We start from the raw sequence: 21,390 nt of genomic DNA, 5'->3' as shown, positions 1-21,390 counted from the left end.
ATAACCTAGGGAGCGAATAAATGCTGGGCTTGATGCAGGACTGGCCGCTGACGGTCGACAAGATCCTGGACCATGCGAAGGAATGGCATGGGGACCGGGAGATCGTCAGCCGCAGCGTCGAAGGCCCCATCGTCCGCACCACCTATGCCGAGGTTCATGGCCGGGCCAAGCGCCTGTCCAACGCGCTGCTGAACCTGGGCATGAAGCCGGGCGATCGGATTGCGACCCTGGCCTGGAACACCGCCCGGCACCTGGAGGCCTGGTACGGGATCATGGGGGTCGGCATGGTCTGCCACACCCTCAATCCGCGCCTGTTCCCCGAGCAGCTCGCCTACATCATCAACCATGCCGAAGACCGGGTCATTTTCACCGACCTGACCTTTCTGCCGATCCTGGCGGCGTTGAAGGACAAGCTGCCGACGGTCGAGAAAATCATCGTCATGACCGACGAGGCGCACATGGCTGACTGCCCCATCGAGGGCGCCCTGTGCTTCGAAACCCTGGTGGCCGAAGCTGCGCCCGACTGCGCCTGGGGCGGCTTCGATGAGAACACCGCCGCGGGGCTCTGCTATACGTCTGGCACCACGGGCAACCCCAAGGGGGTGCTCTATTCGCACCGGTCCAACTTCCTGCACACCCTGACCACCATGGGCGCCGACGTCCTGGGGGTCGGCGCGGCGGACTCCATCCTGCCGGTGGTGCCCATGTTCCACGCCAACGCCTGGGGCATCGCCTTCTCCGCGCCCGCGGTCGGGGCCAAGCTGGTCATGCCAGGGCCCAAGCTCGACGGCGCTTCGGTCCATGAGCTGCTGGAGAGCGAGCAGGTCAACTTCTCCGCCGCGGTGCCGACGGTCTGGCAAATGCTGCTGCAGCACCTGCGCGACACCGGCGGCAAGCTGACCAGCCTCAAGCGGGTGGTCATCGGCGGCTCGGCGGTGCCCGAAGCCATCGTCCGCGGCTTCCGCGACGAGTTCGGCGTCGACGTGACCCACGCCTGGGGCATGACCGAGACCTCACCGCTCGGAACCCAGGCCACCCCCAACCACAAGATCGCCGCCATGAGCGAGGAGGAGCAGCTCCGCTTCAAGCTCAAACAGGGCCGTCCGCCGCTCGGCATCGAAATGAAGCTGGTGGACGATGCCGATATTCGTCTGCCCCACGACGGGACGACCTTTGGGCGGCTGAAGGTCAAGGGGCCGTTCGTGGTCGGGGAGTATTTCAAGGCTGACGGCGGGAAGATCCTGGACGAAGAGGCCTTCTTCGACACCGGTGACGTGGCCACCATCGACAGTCATGGCTACATGCAGATCACTGACCGCGCCAAGGACGTCATCAAGTCCGGCGGGGAGTGGATCAGCTCCATCGAGATCGAAAATCTGGCCGCCGGCCATCCCAAGGCCGTGCTGGCCGCCGTCATCGGCGTCGCTCACCCCAAGTGGGATGAGCGGCCTCTCCTGCTGGTCAAGCTGAAGGAGGGGGAGAGCGCCACAAAGCAGGAGTTCCTCGACTTCCTGGAGGGCAAGATCGCCAAATGGTGGATGCCCGACGACGTGGTTTTCGTCGACGATATTCCCCTCGGCGCCACGGGCAAGATCGACAAGAAGCTGATCCGCGACCGGATGGCCGATTACCGCCTGCCTACGGCCGAGCCTGTCCCGGCCGCGCCGCTGCTGGCGGCCTCGCCAAAGCTCTATGCCCCTGAACCGGAGGCCACCGAGGCCGCGGAGGAGCCCGAGGGGCATGCCTCGGTCTGGACGCCTGCGCCGGGCCCTGGGGAAACCGTCGGCGGACATGACGGCCTTACGGTGGTGGAGCCCACCCAGACCGAGCCCACCGCGACCCCGACCGGGGAGGCCGTGGCGGAGGCCCTCGGCCCTTTTCCCGATGAGGCCGTAGAGGCCCGAGCGACCGCAGAGGCCCCCTGGCCCGCCTATGTCCCGGCGGCTGAAGCGCCGCTAGAGGCGGTGGCCACGGACCAGCCGATCTACATGCCGGCGGCCCGGCCAAGGCGACGTCGCTCTTCGCCCTTGGCGGGGCTGTTCATGCTGATCGCGCTTCTGATCGCCCTGGCCCCGGCCGCCATGTGGGCGGCGGGGACCTATGGGTGGAGCTATGGCTGGGTCACCGGCGACCTCGCCCGGGCGTTCCTGGCCTGGTTCCCACAGGTGGCCATGGCCAGCGCCTTCACCGGCGTCATGGCGATTGTCGTCGCTGTCGTGGGGGGCTTCCGCCGTTACTGGTTGCCCGCCTTCGCCGCCATTCTGATCAGCGTCATCACCCTGGCGGTCCTGGCCGCCAGTGGCGGGCTGGGCGTCTAGGTCGCGAGACGATAACGGCTGTCGATGGACGGCGGTCCGTCGGTGGCCACCTTGCCCCGGCGGACCAGGTCGATCATGTGCCCAAGCACAGACCTGGCCGCCGCCGGATGCAGCCGGGAATCCACTGCTGCGTAAAGCACCGGCACCATGTCGACGATTCGCTCATAGCCATCGCCGACAGCAGCCAGCACCTGGGCTTCCCGGGCGCGGCGGTGAGCGGCGTAGGCTTCGATGAAGGGGGTGACCTCAAGGATGGGCGGCCCGTGGGTCGGCCACAGGACGTCGAAGTCCCGGGCCTTCACCCGCTCAAGGCTCTCCATATAGTCGGTCATGTCGCCGTCCGGCGGTGTGATCACCGTGGTCGACCAACCCATGATGTGGTCACCGGAGAACAGGGCGTTCTCCTCCTTCAGGGCGAAGCAGATGTGGTTCGAGGTATGGCCAGGGGTGGCCACCGCCTCCAGCGTCCACCCCGGACCCTCCAGCACCTGCCCGCCGCCGCACAGGCTGACATCAGGAGCGAAGTCGAAATCCGCGCCGGCCTCGGTGCGGATCGTCGACTCCTCCGCGGCGGCCCCTACGGCGCAGCCATAGATGGTCGCTCCGGTCTTTTCCTTCAGCGGCCGCGCCAGAGGCGAGTGGTCGCTGTGGTGGTGGGTCACCAGGATGTGGGTGACGCGCTCATCCGGCTCCAGGGCCGCGAGGATGGCCTCTAGATGCTCAGCCAGATCCGGTCCCGGATCGATCACCGCCACCTCGCCGCGGCCGACGATATAGGTCCCCGTGCCCATGAAGGTGAAGGGGCCAGGATTGCGGGCGACCACCCGGCGGATCAGGGGTGAGACCTGATCGCAGACCCCGTAATCGAACTGGATGTCGCGGACATAGGGAATCATCGAAGGGGGCTCCCGGGGGCGGCGGTCCTGGCGGCGCCGAAGTTGCGGAACAGGATGGGCGTAAGGGCAGGGAAGTCAGACATGATCGCAGATGCCGCCATTTTTGTCTCAAAACGGCTCCAGCGCGCGGCCTTCGCCATGTTGTGTCTCATGGCGGCCCAGCTGACCCTGGCCCTGGCCAGCTGCGAGGCCGAACCCTCGGCCATGGCCGCACGGGTCAGCCTGGCGGAGCTGCGCTGAACCGGGATGGGCTCAACCCAACACGCCTGACAGGTCGTAGCCGGCCTCGGCCCCCAGGGCGATGAGGGTCTGGCGATCCATCGCCCCGTCCTGCGCCTGGCCGAGCGCCCAGGTGACGATGGAGCGCGTGCCAGACCGGCAATAGGCGAGCACCGGGCCATCCGCCTGATCGACGGCCTCCCGTTGCGCCAGGACTTGCCCTGCGTCCGGGCCGCCGCGGACCGGGATGGCGATATAGTCGAGCCCCGCGGCCCGCGCCGCCGCCTCGATCCCCGCCCCACTGGGTTGGGCCGGGTCTTCCCCGTCGGGCCGATTGTTGATGATCAGGACAACACCTTGCGCGGCGGCCGCCGCAACATCGTCCACGGCGATCTGGGGGCTGACGGAGAACTGATCGGTGACGCGTCGGAACAGGGTCATGGGGGCCTTGGGTGTGACGAAGGTTACGGCTTTGTTTGACATCATCGGGGCGCGATGAAAGTTTCGCAACGCCCGGCCCCCAGGCCGCAGGCCTTCAGCGGAAGACCAAGCCACCCCTCATGCTGCGTTTCATAGGCCGACGCCTTCTCATCGCCATTCCCACCCTGTTCCTCGTGATCACGGTGGCCTTCTTCATGATGCGCGCCGCTCCGGGCAGCCCGTTCGACGGGGACCGCAAGCTGTCACCGGAGATCGAGGCCAATGTCATGGCCAAGTACGGGATGGACCGGCCGCTGCATGAGCAGTACGGCGCCTATCTGGCGGGCGTGGTCCAGGGCGACCTCGGACCCTCGCTGAAATACAAGGACAAGACCGTCCTGCAGATCCTGCAGGAGAATTATCGCGTCAGCCTGACCCTGGGCCTGTCCTCCATCATCCTGGCCACCGTGATCGGCGTCAGTCTGGGGGTGCTGGCCGCCCTGCGACAGAATCAGACGACCGACTATGTGGTGATGACCATCGCCATACTCGGGGTCTGCATACCCACCTTTGTCACCGCGCCGGTCCTGGTGCTGTTGATCGCCTCCAAGCTTGGCTGGCTGCCCAGCGCCGGATGGAACGGCGGGGCTCTGCCCAACCTGATTCTGCCCATCGTGGTGCTGACCCTGCCGCAGGTGGCGATCATTTCGCGCCTGACCCGGGCTGGCATGGTCGAGGTGCTGCGCTCCAACTACATCCGCACCGCCCGGGCCAAGGGCCTGCCGGAAAACCGCATTGTGCGCCGCCACGCCCTGCGCGCGGCCATCCTCCCCCTGGTCAGCTATCTGGGCCCCGCGGCGGCGGGCCTGATCACCGGATCCCTGGTGGTGGAAAAGATTTTCAACCTGCCGGGCCTGGGCAAGTTCTTTGTCATCAGCGCGCTCCAGCGCGACTACACCGTGGTCATGGGCATGGTGATCTTCTACGCCGCCCTGATCCTGATCCTCAATCTGATCGCCGACCTGCTGCACGCGGTTCTCGATCCGCGGGTGCGACTGTCATGACCGGAACCATCCTGACGCCGGGCTCGCGGGTTGGCGCGCAGACCATGGAAAAGGCCGCCCGGGGGCGCAGCCTGTGGGATGACGCCGGCCGGCGTCTGATGCGCAACAAGGCCGCGGTCGGCGGCATGATCGTGCTCGGCCTGCTGGTGCTGGCGGCGATCATCGGGCCGTACTTCACGCCCTACGCCTATGACCAGATCAACAAGGACCACGTCTGGGCGGCGCCCCTGACCAACGGTCACCTGCTGGGGGCCGATTCCCTGGGCCGGGACCTGCTGGCGCGCCTGTTGACGGGATTGCGCGTCTCCCTGGCCATTGGCCTGGTGGCCACCACCGTGTCGCTGATCATCGGCGTCGCCTGGGGAGCTGTCGCAGGCTATCTCGGTGGGCGGATCGACGAAATCATGATGCGCGTCGTCGACGTGCTCTACTCGCTGCCCTTCATCTTCTTCGTCATCCTGCTGATGGTCACCTTCGGCTCGAACATCATCCTGATCTTCGTGGCCATCGGGGCGGTGGAATGGCTGACCATGTCGCGGATCGTGCGGGGCCAGACCCTGTCGCTGAAGCACAAGGAGTTCGTCGAGGCGGCCCGCGCCGCCGGCCTGGGCGACGGCGGCATCATCGCCAAGCACATCATCCCCAATCTGCTCGGACCCGTGGTGGTCTATGTGACCCTGACCATTCCCGCGGTGATCCTGGCCGAGAGCTTCCTGTCCTTCCTGGGGCTGGGCGTGCAGCCGCCCATGGCCTCGCTGGGCACCCTGATCGCCAACGGGGCTCAGGACATGGAGCTGGCCTGGTGGCTGCTGGTCTTCCCGTCTGTGACCATGGTGGTCACCCTGATGAGCTTCAACTTCATCGGCGACGGCCTGCGCGACGCCATCGATCCCAAGGACCGATAGCGCCGCTGGGGCGTGGACTACTGGACGCGCTTGGCCCGCACGGCGCGCTGGCCGTCCAGGTTCATGAAGTAGCTGCTCAGGGAGGCCTTGCGGATCTCCACCTTGGTCCCGGCCCGGGGGCGGCGGCCGACCACTTCAGTGTCGGTCTGCTGCCAGATCGCGCCGTCTTCCAGCTCGATCACCCACTTGCCGCCGGCCTGATAGGCGCTCTTGGCCACGCCGGTGATGTTGTCCATCTCTTCAGGCGCGACGCCGCGCTCGAACAGCGCCATGGAGGGCATGGAAAAGCCGAAGGTCTGGCGGCGAACGGTGCGCGCCTGTTCGCGATCGACCACCACGATGTCGCCGCTGGCCTCGGCCTGATCCATCGCGCCGGCCGCCTGATCGAAACAGGCCAGCCGCGCGGCGTCGTCACCGAGCCCCCGGCAATCCATCAGCGACTGGAGAATCGCCGCCCGCCCCGGGGCGCTGGTCGACTGCGCCTGAGCGCCTAGGGGCGCTAACGCGCACGCGCCGGCGAGCGCCAGACTGAGTCTTGCCCCGGGCCAAAAACCTGTCATCGGTTGCCTCATGATCTTTCCAAGCCTCATTGAAGAGGTCCGCCGGGGTCGGCGCAATCTCTTCTCTCCGTCCAAGGTCGCCCTGGCGGTCCTCGTCCCGGCTCTGCTTACCACCGCCGCGGCCTGCGCGCCTCAAGCGCCTGTGCGTCCCCCTTGCCCGGAGGGTGAGGTCTGCCTGCTGATCGGCAATGGCTCGGAGCCCGCCACGCTGGATCCGCACAAGGCCACCGGCACCTGGGAAAGCCGCATTCTGGCGGACGCCTTTATTGGCCTGACCCAGGATGACGCCAGCGGCGAGGCGGTCCCCGGCATGGCCGAGCGCTGGGAAGTCAGCGACGACGGCCTTGTCTGGACCTTCTATCTTCGCGAAGCGGTCTGGTCCGACGGCGTGCCGGTGACAGCGGAGGATTTCGCCTTCTCCCTGCGGCGAATTCTGCTGCCCGAGACGGCTTCGGAATACGCCTCGCTGCTCTACTTCATCCAAGGCGCCCAGGCCCTCAACGAAGGCGAGACTGGTCCGGAAACCCTGGGCGTGCGGGCGATCGATCCCCGCACCCTGGAGATCCGTCTGGTCCATCCGGCCCCCTACCTGACCGAGGTGGCCAAGCACCAGACCATGTCGCCGGTGCCCAAGCATCTGGTGGAACGGCTGGGCGACGCCTGGGTCCAGCCCCAGAACATCGTCACCAACGGCCCCTATCGCATCGCCACCTGGCGCTTGGGCGACCATGTGCGGATGACCAAGAACCCGCGCTTCTATGACGCCGACAAGGTCTGCGTTGATCAGGTCTACTACTACCCGACCACCGACGCGGCGAGTTCGGAGCGGCGGGTCAGGCGGGGCGAGCTGGACATCAGCTACGAGGTTCAGTCCAACCGGATCGGCTTCCTTCGCCAGGAAATCCCGGACTATGTCCGGACCCACACCTATCTCGGCGTGGCCTATATGGCGTTCAACTCCAATGTGGAGGCGCTGAAGGATGTACGGGTGCGCCGGGCGATCAGCATGGCGCTTGACCGCGAATTCATCACCGACAAGCTGCTGCGCGGCGGGCAGGTCCCAGCCTACAACTACGTCCCGCCAGGGGTCGCCAACTACGTCTCCCCGCCCGAGCCTGAATGGGCGAGCTGGTCGCTCGAGCGGCGGCAGGACGAGGCCAGGCGTCTGCTGGCGCAGGCGGGTTATGGGCCGTCGAAGCCGCTGAAGCTCGAGATCAAGCACCGCAACTCGTCGGACCCGACCCTGTTCATGCCTGCGATCCAGGCCGATCTGAAGCAGGTGGGAATCGATCTCGCCCTGGCTCAGAATGAGGTGCAGATCGCCTATGCCGCCTATCGGGTCCGCGACTTCCAGATCGCCGACGCCGGCTGGGTGGCCGACTACAACGACGCCATGAGCTTCCTGTATCTCAATGGCTCATCGGCGGGGTCGCAGAATTATGGCGACTACAGCAACCCCACCTATGACGAGCTGCTGCGCAAGGCTGACAACGAGCCGGACGCCGAGATTCGCGCCGGCTACCTGGCCGAGGCCGAGCGGATCATGCTCGAGGATGCGCCCATCGTTCCGGTCTATTTTTTGAACACAAAGGCGCTTGTGAACCCCAGGATCACCGGTTGGGTTGACAACATAATCGACCACCATCGCACGCGATATCTATGCGTGGCGGGGGGCTAGCCTACCAATCAGGGGCATGAATTGGTCGCCATGCGGCTTAGCCATGGCCAGTCTGTGTCTGGAATGTGACAGGTGGGGCTCGAAAACATTGCGGCTTGTTAATGGCCGTTGACCCTCGTTCCGTAACCCTCGTAACTCCCCGTAACCCGGGTCGGTCTCGATCCGCGGGACACTTTTTTTGTGGGGAGCGGCTCGGCGCCTGTCCGTATCGGACGTGTGATCGGCCCGCTGGAGGATCTGACCTTGAACATCAAATCCAAGCGAGAGCGCCTGTTGGCGTCATCGATGATCTGTGGCGCGGCGTTCGCCGCCATGGCCGTTTCGCCGGCCGCCGCCCAGGTCGCCGAAGTCCAGGAACTGGTCGTGACCGGTTCGCGCATTCAGGTGCCCGGCCTTGAGTCGGCCAGCCCGATCCTGACCGTCGGCGCGGCGGAAATCGGTCTGCAGCAGCAGCCGGAAGTGGAAAAGATCATCCGCTTCCTGCCCATCTCCGTCCCCTCGGACGGCGACGCGGTGAACAACGGCACCGCCGGCGTGTCGACCATCAACCTGCGCGGCCTCGGCGCCCAGCGGAACCTGGTCCTGATCGACGGTCAGCGGGTCACCCCCTACAACGTCGACGGCCAAGTGGACGTCTCGGTCATCCCCACCGCCTTCCTGGAGCGGATTGACGTCATCACCGGCGGCGCCTCGGCCGTGTACGGTTCGGACGCCATCTCGGGCGCCATCAACTTCATCCTGAAGAAGGATTTTGAAGGCGTCGAACTGGACACCAAATACTCGGTGACCGGCGACGGCGACGGCGAAGTGGTCTCCACCTCGCTGACCTTCGGCTCCAACATCGCTGACGGCCGCGGCAACGTCGCCATGAGCATGAACTACTCCAAGCGTGAAGGCGTCCTGCTCGGCGCCCGCCTGCTCGGCAACCTCGGCATCGTGACCGCCAACGGCGCCAACTATCAGAACTTCCTGGATGGCCAGGGCCCGACCCCGGCGCCCGCCAACTGCGGTGGCCCTGACTCGGTGGCCGCCGGTGGCTCGACCACCACCGTCCCGACCCGCACCCAGATCACCGGCGTCGGCACGTCGGCGCTTCAGTTCCGTGAAGACGGCACGCTGGGCCCGAACTGCGGCGTGTTCAACTTCAACCCCTACAACTACTATCAGACCCCGCAGGAGCGCTATGGCGCCACCGCGATCGGTTATTACGAGCTGGCCGAGAATGTTGAGGCCTATGGCCGCTTCATCTACTCCTCGACCAACGTGACCCAGCAGGTCGCCCCGTCGGGCATCTTCGGCAACTCCTTCTTCGTGCCGCTGGCCAACCCCTATCTGACCGCCCAGGCTCAGACGACCCTGATCAATGCGGCCAACACAGCCCGCACCGCCGGCACCCTGCCGGCCGGCAGCTGGCGCGACCTGAACAACAACGGCGTCGTCGACACCCCCGATGACCTGAGCCTGGTCATCCGTCGCCGCACCGGCGAACTGGGCGCCCGTTCGACGAGCTACGACAACAACCTGTTCCAGTTCACCCTCGGCCTGCGTGGCCAACTGCTGGATAACTGGAACTGGAACGTCTACCTCCAGAAGGGTCAGGTCGACCGGACCAGCATCTCGGCCGGCTACACCAACACGACCAATTTCGGCAACGCGCTGAACGCGGTCTCGACCACCGCCTGCCGCACCGGAGGCTCGGCCTGCGTGCCGATCAACGTCTTCGGCGCCTTCGGGACCATCACCCCGGCCATGGCGGCCTATTCCAGCGCCACGGCGATCATCTCCGAAACCTACGAGCAGACCGTGTTCAACGCGTCTGTGAACGGGGAACTGGGCGCGCTGCAAAGCCCCTGGGCGACGCAGGCCGTGGTCGCCTCGGTGGGCGTCGAGTATCGTGAGGAATTCGGTCGCTTCACCCCTGACGAGTGCTGGAAGCTCGCTCCGGTCAGCTGCCTCGGCGGCGCCGGCGGCAACCAGCTCCCGATCGCGGGCGGCTTCGACGCTCACGAAATCTTCGGCGAAATGATCGTTCCGATCGCCATGGACCAGCCCCTGGCCCACTCCCTGGGTCTGGAACTCGGCTACCGCTTCTCGGACTACAACCCGACCGGGTCCTACAGCACCTGGAAGGCCGGTCTGAACTATGAGCCGATCGACGGTCTGTTGTTCCGGGTCATGCGTCAGCGCGCGGCCCGCGCCCCGAACGTTGGCGAACTCGCCGCGCCGGTGGTCACCGCCCTGCGGAACGCCGACTTCGACCCCTGCTCGCTGGGTAACCCTGGCGCCATCTCGGCCGAAGTGCGCGCCCGTTGTATCGCCACCGGTATGACGGCCGCTCAAGTTGGTACGGTTCAGGACATCGTGTCCGGCCAGATCAACACCTTCGAGGGCACTGACCTTCAGAACCTGCCCGATGCGGAACTGGCTGACACGACCACCGTCGGCATCGTCTGGAGCCCGACCTTCCTGACGGCCCTGCGCAGCCCGGTCATCTCGGTCGACTATTACGACATCGAGGTGAAGGACTACATCGACGCCTTCTCCGCCCAGGAAACCCTGGACGGTTGCTACGGCGCAGGCATCCAGCAGTTCTGCGACCGTGTCGTCCGCGTGAATGGCGACATCGCCTCGCCCGGTTCGGGCGTCCAGCGCTTCACCACCAACCTGGACTACATTCGCGCTGAGGGCATCGAAGCCGCGGTCAACTTCGGCCTCGACCTCGACACTGTCGGCCTGAACGAGCGTTGGGGCAGCCTGGCCTTCTCCTGGACCGGTAACTACTACCTGACCAACGAGTCGCGCTCGAGCATCACGGTGCCGGAGATCGACTGCCTGGGTTACTACGGCACCCAGTGCGGCAACCCGACCCACAAGTTCCGCTTCGTTCAGCGGACCACCTGGACCATGGGCGACCTGCAGGTGTCCTACCTGTGGCGTCACCTGAACAAGGTCGAGATCGAGCCGGTTCAACAGCCCAACACCTTCGCGGCCTTCCGCGAAATTGAGGCCTACAACTACATCGACCTGGCCGCGAGCTACGCCTTCAACGACGTCGCCAAGGTGACCTTCTCCGTGCAGAACCTGCTCGAGAAGGATCCCCCGGTGCTCGGCAACGAAGCCGCGACCACCTCGGCCAACGGCGGTAACACCCTGCCCAGCGCCTACGACACGCTCGGCCGCATCTTCGCGGTCGGCCTGAACCTGCGGTTCTAAAAGACCTCAGTCAGACCTGGAGAGAGGGCGGCGGACTTCGGTCCGCCGCCCTTTTCTTTTGCCTGGAGCAGGGCGTGTGACGCCGCGCCGGCGGCCCAGCACCGGGTTCCCGGAGTCTGTGTGAGATCGCTGGGTGAGGGATGGCGTCATCGCGCCCTGCGCCCGGGGGCAGAGGTCATCCCCTGTTCGCCCGCACCAAAGCCGAAGTCGTTGAGATGACAGGCTTGCCGTTCAGCAGCCGCAGCGCCGCCATAGCTGTTCGGGGCCAGTTCAGGGCGCACGACCAGGCGGCGGCCTCGTCCTTCCGGCCATAGCCCTTAGGGGCCGGGCCACCCCCAGCACAGGCTGTCGTGCATCGCCCCCGTTTAGCGGAGCGGGGTCGGGGACAGGACCGCGGCGGCGTTCTGGCTGCGCAGGCGCTCGGTCGCCATGGTGTCCAGCACCGACTGGGCGCGGGGATCGCCCAGCACCCAGGCGGCCGCGACCAGCGTCTTCACCGAAACCGCGCCCATGCCCAGGGCCCGCTCCAGGGCCTGCAGCGGCGTCTGGTGCGGAGTCATCCGGCGCAGACGCACCTCTCCTTCAAGCGAGGCCAGCCCCTTGGCCTTTTCAATCGCCTGGTAGAATCCGCCCAGTTCGTCCACCAGCCCAAGAGACTTGGCCTGGGCGCCGGTCCAGACCCGGCCGCGCGCGATCTCATCAACCCGCTCAGGGGTCAGGTTGCGACCCCGGGAGACGCGGACGACGAACTCGTCATAGACATTATCCATCATGGCCGAGAAGGCCGCCTCTTGGGCGGGCGTGAAGCTGCCGCCCATTCCATAGGCGCCGGCGAAGTCCCCGCCGACCCCTAACTCGCGCATATCAACCCCGAACTCGGCCAAGGCCGGCCCCAGGGCGAGCTTGCCGCCATAGACGCCGATCGATCCGGTCAGAGTGGTAGGCTGGGCGATGATGGCCGAGGCCTCGGAGGCGATCCAGTAGCCGCCTGACGCCCCGTAGGTGCCCATGCTCACCACCACCGGCTTGTCGGCGGCCTTAACGGCGCGCACCGCCGCCAGGATTTGCTCCGATGCGGTGTCTGATCCGCCTGGTGAATTGAGGCGTATCACCACGGCCTTGATGTCGTCGTCCTCGGCGGCGTCATAGAGCGCCTGGGCCACGTCATCAGAGAAGATCATCGTGCTGGGCGCCAGGGGGTTTGACAGGCCGTTCTGGCCCGTGATGATCGGGCCCTCGGCCTCGATCAGGGCGATGGTCGGACCCGACCGGTCCAGAGGCCCGGCGCTGCGGGCATAGGCCGACAGGTCAATGAGGCGCGCGTCGTCGCCCGCGCCCGCCAGCAGGGTCTCCTGGGCTTCATGCAGGTGACCGAGTTTGTCGATCAATCCGAGGTCAAGCGCCCGGGTGGCGGAATAGGGGCCGGCCTCCAGACGGGACCGCAGGACGGCTGGCGCCATTTCACGGTCATTTGCCGCCATGTTCACTGTGCTGGCATAGACCGAGTTCATCCACGACAGCTGGGCGGTGCGGTGGGCGGCGGTGTAGTCGGTGTGCAGGTAGCCGTTGACGGCGTTCTTGAACTCCTTGCGCTGCTCAAAGTCAGGCTTGACCTGGTACTCGTCGAAAAAGCGCTTGAAGAAGATGTCCTCCACCGCCAGGCCCGTGGCCTGTAGCGCTGAGCCTGGCTGCATCCACAGCTCGCCCGCCGCGGCCCCGACCATGTAGGTCGAAGTGACCACGCCCGATTGATACAGACCCTGACTGTGGGCGATCACAGGCTTGCCCGCCGCCTCGAAGCGACGCAGGGCCAGACGGATTTCGTCCGCCGCGCCAGGCTCCATCCCCACCTCGGGCAGGCGGACCAGCAGGCCCTTGACCCGACGATCGCCCTCTGCGCGGTGCAGGGCCTCTATGACAGACATCACCGAATTGGAGCCGCCGCTGAAGGCCGCGAAGGGGTTCTGGGCGGCCTGATCGGTCAGGGCGTTGCGAAGATCCAGTTGCAGCACCACCTCGCCGGGCAAGGGGGCAGGACGCGTCGCGCCGGCCGCAATGACGATCAGCAGAAAGGGAACTCCCACCAGAAACAGGGTCAGGCCGGCGAAGACGCCGCCCATGGTGGTCAGGAACTGCTTCATCGAGGGTCCGTGCGGGGAGGAGAGTGTTGACCCACCCTATATCGGCGCCCGTTGCGGGGAAATGAAGGGGCGCTGACGAGCCGTCCTTTCAGAACGACGTCCCGTCAGCGCGCATGGGTTGGCCTCAGGGCTGAACCTGGACCTGGACGGGCAACACGTAGTCGACGCTGGCCCCCGGCCCCAGGGGAAGGTCGAAGCTGGTCCAGGCCAGAACCATGATCAGGCCCGCCGCCAGGAAGGTCAGCGAGTAGGGGACCATGACCGCCATCAATGACCCGACGCGGAAGTCCTTCTGGTAGCGCTGGGCGAAGCCGAGGATGAGCGGGAAGTAGACCATCAGCGGGGTGACGATGTTGGTGGTGGAGTCGCCCATCCGATAGGCCGCGGTACTCATTTCCGGGCTGACGCCCAGCAGCATCAGCATGGGCACGAGGATCGGCGCCAGGGCGGCCCATTTCGCCGAGGCCGAGCCGATGAAGATATTGATGCTGGCGGCCAGCAGAACCATGGAGGTGAGCAGCAGCGGGGTCGGCATGCCGGAGGCCCGCAGGCCTTCAGCGCCGTGGATGGCGATAATGGCCCCCAGGTTCGACCAGTTGAACATCGCCACAAAATGGGCGGCGACGAAGGCCAGAACGATATAGGGGCCCATCTCGGCCATGGACTGACCAGTCAGGCGCACGACGTCGCCCTGGTTCTTCACCGTGCCGACCGCTGCGCCATAGGCCACGCCACAGACCAGAAACAGCATGAAAAACCCAGCCACGAGGGACGAATAGAAGGGCGTCAGCCGCTCGCCTGGCCCCCCCTCGGCGTTGATGAAGGGGGCGGCGGGTCCGATGGTCATGGCGGCCCAGAGGCCGATGACGAGGACAGCGCCCAGGCCAGCCCAGATCAGTCCCTTGCGCTCCCGGGCGCCGGTTGCTTCAGCCTCAGCCTCGGTCTCGGCGGACTCCGGTGTGGGCGCCACGGGGTTCCAGGGGCCCAGCCGCGGCTCGACGATCTTGTCTGTCACCCACCAGCCCAGAGGGGTGAAGACCACCGTCATGGCCAGGATGAACCACCAGTTGCCGGCGATGTTGGCGGTCCAGGTGGGATCAAGCAGCCGGGCGGCCGGCTCGGTGATACCGAGCAACAGGGCGTCCAGGTGGCCTGGAAAGATGTTGGCCGAAAAGCCGCCGGAGACGCCAGCGAAAGCCGCGGCTATGCCCGCTACCGGATGGCGGCCAGCGGCGGCGAAGACCACTCCAGCCAAGGGCACCAGAACCACATAGGCCGCATCGGCCGCGTGATTGGAGATGATGGCCGTGAAGATGATGATCGGGGTCAGGAGGGCCTTGGGCGCCTTGGAGACGCTGGCGCGCATGGCGGCTGAAAACAGCCCTGTCCGCTCCGCAACCCCGGCGCCGAGCATGACGGTGAGCACGAACCCCAGGGGGGCGAAGCTGGTGAGGGTGCGCGGCATGTCCACAAACAGCCGGCGCAGGTTCTCTGACGTGGCCAGGCTGACCGCCGTCAGGGTCTCGCCTGTCGCCGGATTGACTGCAGAGGCGCCGAGGCCAGCGGCGATCATGCTGCCAACGAACAGGGCTACGATCATCCAGACAAAGATGACCACTGGATCGGGCAGGCGGTTGCCCACCTTCTCGATCATCCCCAAGACCCCTGACTGCATGGCCATCCGGCTAACCCTCCGCGACTCTGCGCCTAGCTTCGCGATGCGGAGCGTCCTGGCAAGCCTTGCCTTGGTTCGAGGTCACTTAACTGGCCGTCTCAGGTCTCTGGCGCCGCTGCGTCCATCCCGGCCGACGGAATAGGCGGCTCGACCGCCTCCGCCTCGTCCGGCTCGGCCTGGGTGTCGGGTTCGCTCAGGTCCAGCATGTCCGTGATCGTATCGACGACCGCCGAGACCGGAGATGGCCGGGCCGCCCTGCGCGCCCGAATATCAGCTGTGATGGCGAAGGCCCGGCGGTTGGCCTGGGCCTCCAGTTCACGCCAGTCGCTCACATAGCGCGCGGCGAACCGTTCGGTCCCCAGCCGGCGATACTGCTCCATGTGCGCGAGTTCATGGGCCCAGAGCCACACGTTTTGGGCCACCTTCGCGTCGGAGAAGACGATCACGTCCTTCAGCGTTACGGCGCCCTCTTCATAGTACCAGCGCGCCAGGATTGAGCCGAGACCCAGGTCCTGCCCGGCCGTGGTCCAACGGGCGCTTTCCAGAATCTCATCTGCGAAATAGGGCGCCAAGGCCGTACGGACCTGGTCAGGCATGGCTTCAGGTGTCTGGGCCAGCGCCTGGGCCCGAGAGAAACGGATGGCCTGAACCAGGGCAGGGCCCGTGACGGCTGGCGAGCGACGCAGCGCTTCCTCTGAAGCCTCCCGCGCCTGTCCGGCGACGTTCCGCGCCGACTGCTCGATGCTGGCCCGCCACTCCGCCGGCGGACGAAGGCTGGCCTCGTTGGGCTCGCCGGAGCAGGCGCCGAGGGCCAGGCCCGCCGCCAGGATAAGCGATGTAACGCACGATGGCGGCCACCGACGTTGCGATCTCATGCCGAGGACCAAGGTCAAGCCATCCACCAACTCGTCGGCCCCACGGCCCGTCACGCCCCTGCTGAAAGCGTCTCCGGCAGGCGCCGGTTCCAGCGGGCGAGAGCTGCGCCAGAAGCTCCACCTAGAGGGCGCCATACCGGGCCAGGACCGCATCGGCGATGGCCTGCGCCGCCGATGCGCGGCTCTCGGCCTCGCCGGGGTTCACCGCCATCCGGGCCAGAACCGGCGCTTCGGCCTTCCGGGCGGCGCGGTCATAGGCTCGATCATAGTGGAGGTCGATGAGGGCCTGGGCCAGCTCGGCGAATTCGCCCGCAGCGATCAGCTTGCGCCAGACTTCCCGCCGCTCCCGGCTGGGGGCGACCGGCAGGCGATCAAAGGCCGCCTCCAGGGCGTCGGGATCGGCGGCGATATCCCCATAGGCGCCCACCAGATAACGCGCGCGACTTTCCTGCGAGGCTTCCAGGACGACCCTGGGCGCAAGCTGCATCGCGCGCCACAGCACGGGCGGAGTCATGCGATCGCCGATCTTGCTGGCCTCAGCCTCCACGACGATGGGCCGCTCGGGGTCGAGGGCGTCGAGGGTTTGCAGCAGTCGGGTCTCGAACAGCTTCTGGCTCGGCTGCGGCCGGCCAGCCAGGGCGCCGAACAGCGAGCCGCGATGCTCGGCCAGCCCCTCGAGGTCGAGGATCTGCACCCCCAGGGCGCTCAGCGCGTGGAGGACTTCGGTCTTGGCCGACCCCGTATGGCCATCGATCAGCAGCAGCTTCAGATCCCGGGGGGTGTCGTAGAGCCGGGTGGTCACATGGCGACGATAGGTGCGGTAGCCGCCGCGGAGCAGGGTCACGGGCCAGCCCACCTGGGACAGTATGGTCGCCATGGCTTCTGATCTCTGGCCTCCGCGCCAGCAATAGATCAGGGGCCGAAAGCTGGCCGGGCGATCAGCCAAGGCCGTCTCCAGGTGGCGGGCGATGTTGCGAGCCACATGGGCCGCGCCGATCCGCCGGGCGAGGAAGCGGGACTCCTGGACGTAGATCGTGCCGACCTGCGCCCGCTCCTGGTCGTCCAGCACGGGCAGGTTCTCTGCACCGGGCAGGTGATCGAGGGCGAACTCGGCGGGGCTGCGCACATCGATGATCGCGTCATAGCGGGAGAGGTCGGCGGCGGTGACCGCCTCGGTCGTCTCGAATCCCGCCATGCTGCGCTCCCGTCCAGGCTCCGTTGCTATACAACGATCCGCTGACCCTCCGACACAAGGACAAGACCCGATGGCGCAACAGGTGCGGCTGACCGATCTGGCCCATGGCGGCGGCTGCGGCTGCAAGCTCTCGCCGGCCGTCCTGCGGGAAATCCTGGCCGGCGTGCCTCAGGCGGCGCTGTTTCCGAACCTGATGGTCGGGACAGAGACCTCGGACGACGCGGCGGTCTGGCGGTTGAATGATCGGCAGGCCCTGGTGGCGACGACCGACTTCTTCATGCCGGTGGTGGACGATCCCTATGAGTTCGGTCGCATCGCGGCGACCAACGCCATCTCTGACGTCTACGCCATGGGGGCGACCCCGATCTTCGCCCTGGCCATTGTCGGGATGCCGATCGGCAAGCTGTCGACCGAACAGATTTCCGCGATCCTGGCCGGCGGGGCTGCGGTCTGTGCGGACGCCGGCATCCCTGTGGCCGGCGGCCATTCCATCGACAGCGTCGAGCCGATCTACGGGCTGGTGGCCCTGGGCCTGGTTCATCCTGACCGGGTTCTGACCAATCGGGCGGCCCGTCCTGGGGACCTGCTGCTGCTGACCAAGGGCCTCGGGGTCGGCGTGCTCAGCGCCGCCTTCAAGCAGGAGCGCCTGGAGGCGGCGGGCTATGACGCCCTCATCGCGTCCACCACCCAGCTCAACCGCATCGGCGCCGAGCTGGGCGCCCACGAGGGGGTCCACGGGGTGACCGATGTCACGGGCTTTGGCCTGCTGGGGCATGCCCTGGAGATGTGCCGCGGCGCGGGCGTGGGCGCGGAGATCGCGGCGGACGGGCCTGTCCTGCTGCCCGGGGTGGAGGCTCTCTCCCGGGCCGGGGTGCGTACAGGGGCGTCGGGCCGCAACTGGGCCAGCTATGGCGAGGCGGTCAGTCTGCCTGAAGGGTTCCCCGAATGGCGGCGGGACATCCTCTGTGATCCTCAGACCAGCGGCGGCCTGCTGATCGCCCTGGAGGAGGCCGCTGTTCCGGCTGTCATGGGACGGCTGGCTGAGTTGGGCGCGGACGCCGCGGCCGTGGTCGGTCGGGTGGTCGCAGGGAGCCCCGCCATCCGGGTGATCTGATCAGACTCGCGTCAGCATGAAGAAGTAGGGCTGCTCGGTGTGGCGCAGGTCCATCAACCCAAGCAGCTGACCACCGTCGATCTTTCGGAAATGATCAATGATCGGCAGATCGTCATAGATCATGGCCGTGGAGATCTGGCCCCGGTGGGCCACGGCTCTCAGCCTGGCCTTCGGTCGCTGGGTGGCGAGCAGGGGCAACAGGGTCTTGAAGGCCCAGCGCGCTGGATCTGAGCGCGCCAGCCTGGGCCAGCGCAGCGGCGCGTTGAGCGGGATCAAGGCCGGATTGACCGCCACCTCGCCTGCGCCCTGGTGGAACCGCAGCGGATCGACGACCTCGGCCGAGGTGAATCGCTTGCCGCGCCAGCCATAGCCCGCGAGCAGTCCGTCGAGGGGATGACCGGTGGGCAGCTCATCCCCAAGCCAATCGCCCAAGACGTCGGGCAGGGTCACCGGCGCCAGGCTGTCAAAGGCGGCGCGGGCCGCCGCCGGCGATAGGCCCTGCGAGCGCCATTGGTTCAACCCCAGCATCTTGACCCCGTGAATGTTCGCCTGGCGGGCTAACGATCCGGGAGGCCGATTGATCCCGCGTCTTCGGTCTCGACCCGACCATCAACGAGCACAATCCGTCGGTCGCACCTTGCGGCGACATGTTCGTCGTGCGTGCAGATCAGGAAGGTCCCGCCGTCCTGCCGGTTGACCTCGCCCATCAGGTCCAGAACCTGGCCGGCGGATTTCAGATCGAGATTGCCGGTGGGTTCGTCGGCGATCACCAGATCGGGCTGGTTCATCAGGGCGCGGGCGATGGCCACACGCTGCTTCTGGCCCCCCGACAGCCGTGAAGCTGGAAAGTCCGCCCGATCGGCGAGGCCGACCCGGTCGAGAAGAGACAGGGCCCGGCGACGCATTTCCGGGGAAATCCCACCCGCCGGCGCGGCGGCTGGGAACGCCACATTCTCCATGGCGGAAAAGTCGGGCAGCAGGTGATGGAACTGGAAGACGAACCCCAGGCGCTGGTTGCGGAAGGCCGCCCGCGCCTTCTCGCCCATGGCGTCCACCCTTTGGCCAGCGATCTGGATCTCGCCGGCCGTGGGACGGAGCAGCAGGCCCAGGATCGACAGCAGGGTGGACTTTCCCGAGCCTGAGGCCCCCACCAGGGCGACCAGTTCTCCTGCCGCCAACTCCACGTCGACGCCGCGCAGGACTTCGGTCTCCTCATCGCCGTTGCGAAAGGTCATCACGACGCCGCGGGCCTGCAGGACAGGACTCATTGCTGGATGGCCTCCAGGGGGTCGACCCGGGCGGCCGAACGGGCCGGGAAGGCCGAGGCCAGCACCGCGCCCAGGGTGGTCAGGATCAGGACGGCCACATAACCCCCGCGCTCTGGCGCAATCGGCAGGGGCGGATTTCCGTCGGCGTCGGTGAGGGAGGCCAGGAAGGTGCAGAGCCCATAGCCGCTGAGGCAACCGAGCAGGCCGCCTGCAAGGCCGATCAACAGCCCCTGGAGCATGAAGACCGCGACGATGAAGGCGCCGGAAATACCAAAGGCGCGCATGATCCCCACCTCGCTGCGCCGGCGGTAGGCCGATAGGACGAGCGCGCTGGCCACACCGATGATGATCGAAATCAGCGAGAAGATTTGGATCAGCGTCCCGGTCCGGCCCTGGGCCTCCAGGGCGTCCTCCAGGTTCAGGTTCTTGTCCTGCCAGGGTGTGGCGCGCAGGCCTGTGGCGCCGGCCAGGAATTCGGCCACCTCCCGCGCCCGCCCGGGATCGTCCAGCTTGATCTCGATATTGGTCACCCCCTCGGGCAGATCGAAGAGGGGGCGGGCGGTCTGGAGCGACAGGAAGGCGACCCGGGAATCCAGGCTTTGCAGGCCCGTCCGGTAAATCCCGCGGACGGTCAGCAGGCGCTCACCGCCGCGGTCGGTGCGAAGGAGCACGGGCTGGCCCGCGGTCAGGCCAAGGTCCTGCGCCAGCTGTGTCCCGATCAGCAGGCCATCGGCGCCCAGCTCCCTCTGGCCTGAGACCAGGTTCGGGGTGATCGGGGTGATCGCATCCAGGCCCTCGGGCTCGAGCCCGGTGATCGACACCGGCTGCACCGCCTCGCCCTTCACCAGGAAGGCGTTGCCGCTGATCTGCGGGCTGAGGCTGGCGACGCCGGGCTGGGTGGCGATCAGGTCGACGGTGGAGCGCCAGGCGCGGATCTGGCGGCGCTGGAAGGTGGAGACCAGGGCGACGCCCTCGGTCCGAATCTCCCCGCCTTCCGGCAGCACCTTGGCCATCCGGGTGGGGGGCTCCAGTGTCACATGGGCGCTGTTGGCGGTCACCTGGTCGGTCAGCCTTACGGCCAGGCCCTCGATCAGGGCGGTGATAAAGATGAACACCGTCACCCCCAGCGCCACCCCTGTCACCAGAAGCACGGTCTGGGCTGGATTGGAGGTCAGGTAGCGGCGGGCCACCGTCAGGGCGAACACGGCCTAGCTCGCCCCCGTCGGCGCGACGACGGGGCGGACCCTGTCGCCAGGACGCAGGGCGCCGGGCGCCAGGATCACCCGTTCGCCGGCCACCAGCCCCTGTTCGATGATCGCCCCTTGCGAGGGCCAGCGGGCGATGACGACCTCACGGGCCCGGACCATGTCGTCGGCGTCCAGCACATAGACCTTGGGGTCGGTGGTGGCGTCCACCACCGCCTGACGGGGAACGACCAGTGCGGCGGGGCGGACTTCGACCACGATCGTCACGTCGACAGACCGCCCGGGCGCCAGGTCGACGTTCTCCTGAGGCCGCACCTTGACCAGCCGCCCGCCGGTGGCGGAATCGACCTTGGGGGACACCTCGCTGACCACGGCGTCGAAGCGGACATCAGCCCCGGAGGCTATGGCGCGGACACGCATGCCGGGGCGCAGGACGTCAGCATAGGCCTCGTCCACCTCGGCCAGGATCTCCACCCCGTCGAGGGAGCCCAGTTCGAACAGGGTTGTGGTGGGCGTGACCACCTGGCCGCTATCAATGGGGCGGACCAGGATGACTCCGGCCATGGGGGCGCGGACGATGAACTCGCGGCTGCGCGCCGCAGAGGCCCGCGCGGTCGCCTGGGCGGCGGCGACCTCGGCCTCGG

18 protein-coding genes are annotated in these 21,390 nt (G+C 67.0%); 7 read left to right on the top strand and 11 right to left on the bottom strand.

Annotated elements, in window-relative coordinates; translation table 11 throughout:
- The first annotated feature begins 20 nt into the window (after positions 1–20).
- Positions 21–2,318 (top strand): long-chain-fatty-acid--CoA ligase, encoded by a 2,298-nt coding sequence (locus Q8K84_RS10140; RefSeq protein WP_305282527.1) that lies wholly within the window; start codon positions 21–23, stop codon positions 2,316–2,318.
- Here Q8K84_RS10140 and Q8K84_RS10135 read toward each other — a convergent pair.
- On the bottom strand, positions 2,315–3,214 hold the full coding sequence (locus tag Q8K84_RS10135; protein WP_305282526.1) for an MBL fold metallo-hydrolase: 900 nt from the start codon (positions 3,212–3,214) through the stop codon (positions 2,315–2,317). The two genes, Q8K84_RS10140 and Q8K84_RS10135, sit on opposite strands and share 4 nt — an antisense overlap.
- Positions 3,215–3,295: 81 nt before the next feature.
- Here Q8K84_RS10135 and Q8K84_RS10130 point away from each other — a divergent pair, with 81 nt between their 5' ends.
- Positions 3,296–3,454, top strand: a complete 159-nt coding sequence (locus Q8K84_RS10130; RefSeq protein ID WP_305282525.1) for a hypothetical protein — start codon at positions 3,296–3,298, stop codon at positions 3,452–3,454.
- 12 nt (positions 3,455–3,466) lie between these two features.
- Here the strand turns inward: Q8K84_RS10130 and Q8K84_RS10125 are convergent, their stop codons facing one another.
- Complete coding sequence (locus Q8K84_RS10125; RefSeq protein ID WP_305282524.1) at positions 3,467–3,874, bottom strand: TIGR01244 family sulfur transferase; 408 nt, start codon at positions 3,872–3,874, stop codon at positions 3,467–3,469.
- Between the two features lie 119 nt (positions 3,875–3,993).
- Here Q8K84_RS10125 and oppB point away from each other — a divergent pair, with 119 nt between their 5' ends.
- Entirely contained in the window at positions 3,994–4,917 is a 924-nt protein-coding gene (gene oppB, locus Q8K84_RS10120; RefSeq protein WP_305282523.1) for an oligopeptide ABC transporter permease OppB, read from the top strand.
- Positions 4,914–5,822, top strand: a complete 909-nt coding sequence (locus tag Q8K84_RS10115; protein WP_305282522.1) for an ABC transporter permease — start codon at positions 4,914–4,916, stop codon at positions 5,820–5,822. Before oppB ends, Q8K84_RS10115 begins: the two co-directional genes overlap by 4 nt.
- Positions 5,823–5,839: 17 nt before the next feature.
- Here the strand turns inward: Q8K84_RS10115 and Q8K84_RS10110 are convergent, their stop codons facing one another.
- A complete protein-coding gene (locus tag Q8K84_RS10110; RefSeq protein ID WP_305282521.1) occupies positions 5,840–6,382 on the bottom strand; it encodes a hypothetical protein in 543 nt (180 codons plus the stop codon).
- 10 nt (positions 6,383–6,392) lie between these two features.
- Here Q8K84_RS10110 and Q8K84_RS10105 point away from each other — a divergent pair, with 10 nt between their 5' ends.
- Both Q8K84_RS10105 and Q8K84_RS10100 read left to right on the top strand, forming a co-directional pair.
- The gene (locus tag Q8K84_RS10105) at positions 6,393–8,060 is read left to right on the top strand and encodes a peptide ABC transporter substrate-binding protein (RefSeq protein WP_305282520.1); all 1,668 of its coding nucleotides are present in this window, start codon (positions 6,393–6,395) and stop codon (positions 8,058–8,060) included.
- Positions 8,061–8,303: 243 nt separating this feature from the next.
- The gene (locus tag Q8K84_RS10100; protein WP_305282519.1) at positions 8,304–11,273 is read left to right on the top strand and encodes a TonB-dependent receptor domain-containing protein; all 2,970 of its coding nucleotides are present in this window, start codon (positions 8,304–8,306) and stop codon (positions 11,271–11,273) included.
- A 365-nt stretch (positions 11,274–11,638) separates the two neighbouring features.
- Here the strand turns inward: Q8K84_RS10100 and sppA are convergent, their stop codons facing one another.
- From sppA to mnmH, 4 genes are all read right to left on the bottom strand, one after another.
- Complete coding sequence (gene sppA / locus Q8K84_RS10095) at positions 11,639–13,414, bottom strand: signal peptide peptidase SppA (protein WP_305282518.1); 1,776 nt, start codon at positions 13,412–13,414, stop codon at positions 11,639–11,641.
- A gap of 124 nt (positions 13,415–13,538) precedes the next feature.
- Entirely contained in the window at positions 13,539–15,095 is a 1,557-nt protein-coding gene (locus tag Q8K84_RS10090; RefSeq protein WP_305282517.1) for an AbgT family transporter, read from the bottom strand.
- A 92-nt stretch (positions 15,096–15,187) separates the two neighbouring features.
- Complete coding sequence (locus tag Q8K84_RS10085) at positions 15,188–15,964, bottom strand: DUF4157 domain-containing protein (RefSeq protein WP_305282516.1); 777 nt, start codon at positions 15,962–15,964, stop codon at positions 15,188–15,190.
- A gap of 121 nt (positions 15,965–16,085) precedes the next feature.
- Positions 16,086–17,159: a tRNA 2-selenouridine(34) synthase MnmH gene (mnmH, locus tag Q8K84_RS10080; RefSeq protein ID WP_305282515.1), complete on the bottom strand. Its 1,074-nt coding sequence runs from the start codon at positions 17,157–17,159 to the stop codon at positions 16,086–16,088.
- 70 nt (positions 17,160–17,229) lie between these two features.
- Here mnmH and selD point away from each other — a divergent pair, with 70 nt between their 5' ends.
- Positions 17,230–18,273 (top strand): selenide, water dikinase SelD, encoded by a 1,044-nt coding sequence (selD, locus tag Q8K84_RS10075; RefSeq protein WP_305282514.1) that lies wholly within the window; start codon positions 17,230–17,232, stop codon positions 18,271–18,273.
- Here selD and Q8K84_RS10070 read toward each other — a convergent pair whose 3' ends face one another.
- The 4 genes from Q8K84_RS10070 to Q8K84_RS10055 form a co-directional block, all read right to left on the bottom strand.
- Positions 18,274–18,792, bottom strand: coding sequence for a DUF4334 domain-containing protein (locus tag Q8K84_RS10070; RefSeq protein ID WP_305282513.1), 519 nt, complete (start codon positions 18,790–18,792; stop codon positions 18,274–18,276).
- Positions 18,793–18,830: 38 nt separating this feature from the next.
- A complete protein-coding gene (locus Q8K84_RS10065; protein ID WP_305282512.1) occupies positions 18,831–19,541 on the bottom strand; it encodes an ABC transporter ATP-binding protein in 711 nt (236 codons plus the stop codon).
- On the bottom strand, positions 19,538–20,746 hold the full coding sequence (locus Q8K84_RS10060) for an ABC transporter permease (RefSeq protein ID WP_305282511.1): 1,209 nt from the start codon (positions 20,744–20,746) through the stop codon (positions 19,538–19,540). Before Q8K84_RS10060 ends, Q8K84_RS10065 begins: the two co-directional genes overlap by 4 nt.
- A gap of 3 nt (positions 20,747–20,749) precedes the next feature.
- Positions 20,750–21,390 (bottom strand): efflux RND transporter periplasmic adaptor subunit (locus Q8K84_RS10055; protein ID WP_305282510.1); only part of this gene is annotated, 641 nt, incomplete at its 5' end.

The sequence above is a fragment of the Phenylobacterium sp. genome (assembly GCF_030679875.1).
Classification (GTDB): domain Bacteria; phylum Pseudomonadota; class Alphaproteobacteria; order Caulobacterales; family Caulobacteraceae; genus Phenylobacterium.
Note: the sequence above shows the minus strand (reverse complement) of the source record. Positions and strands in the feature narration are given on the sequence as shown.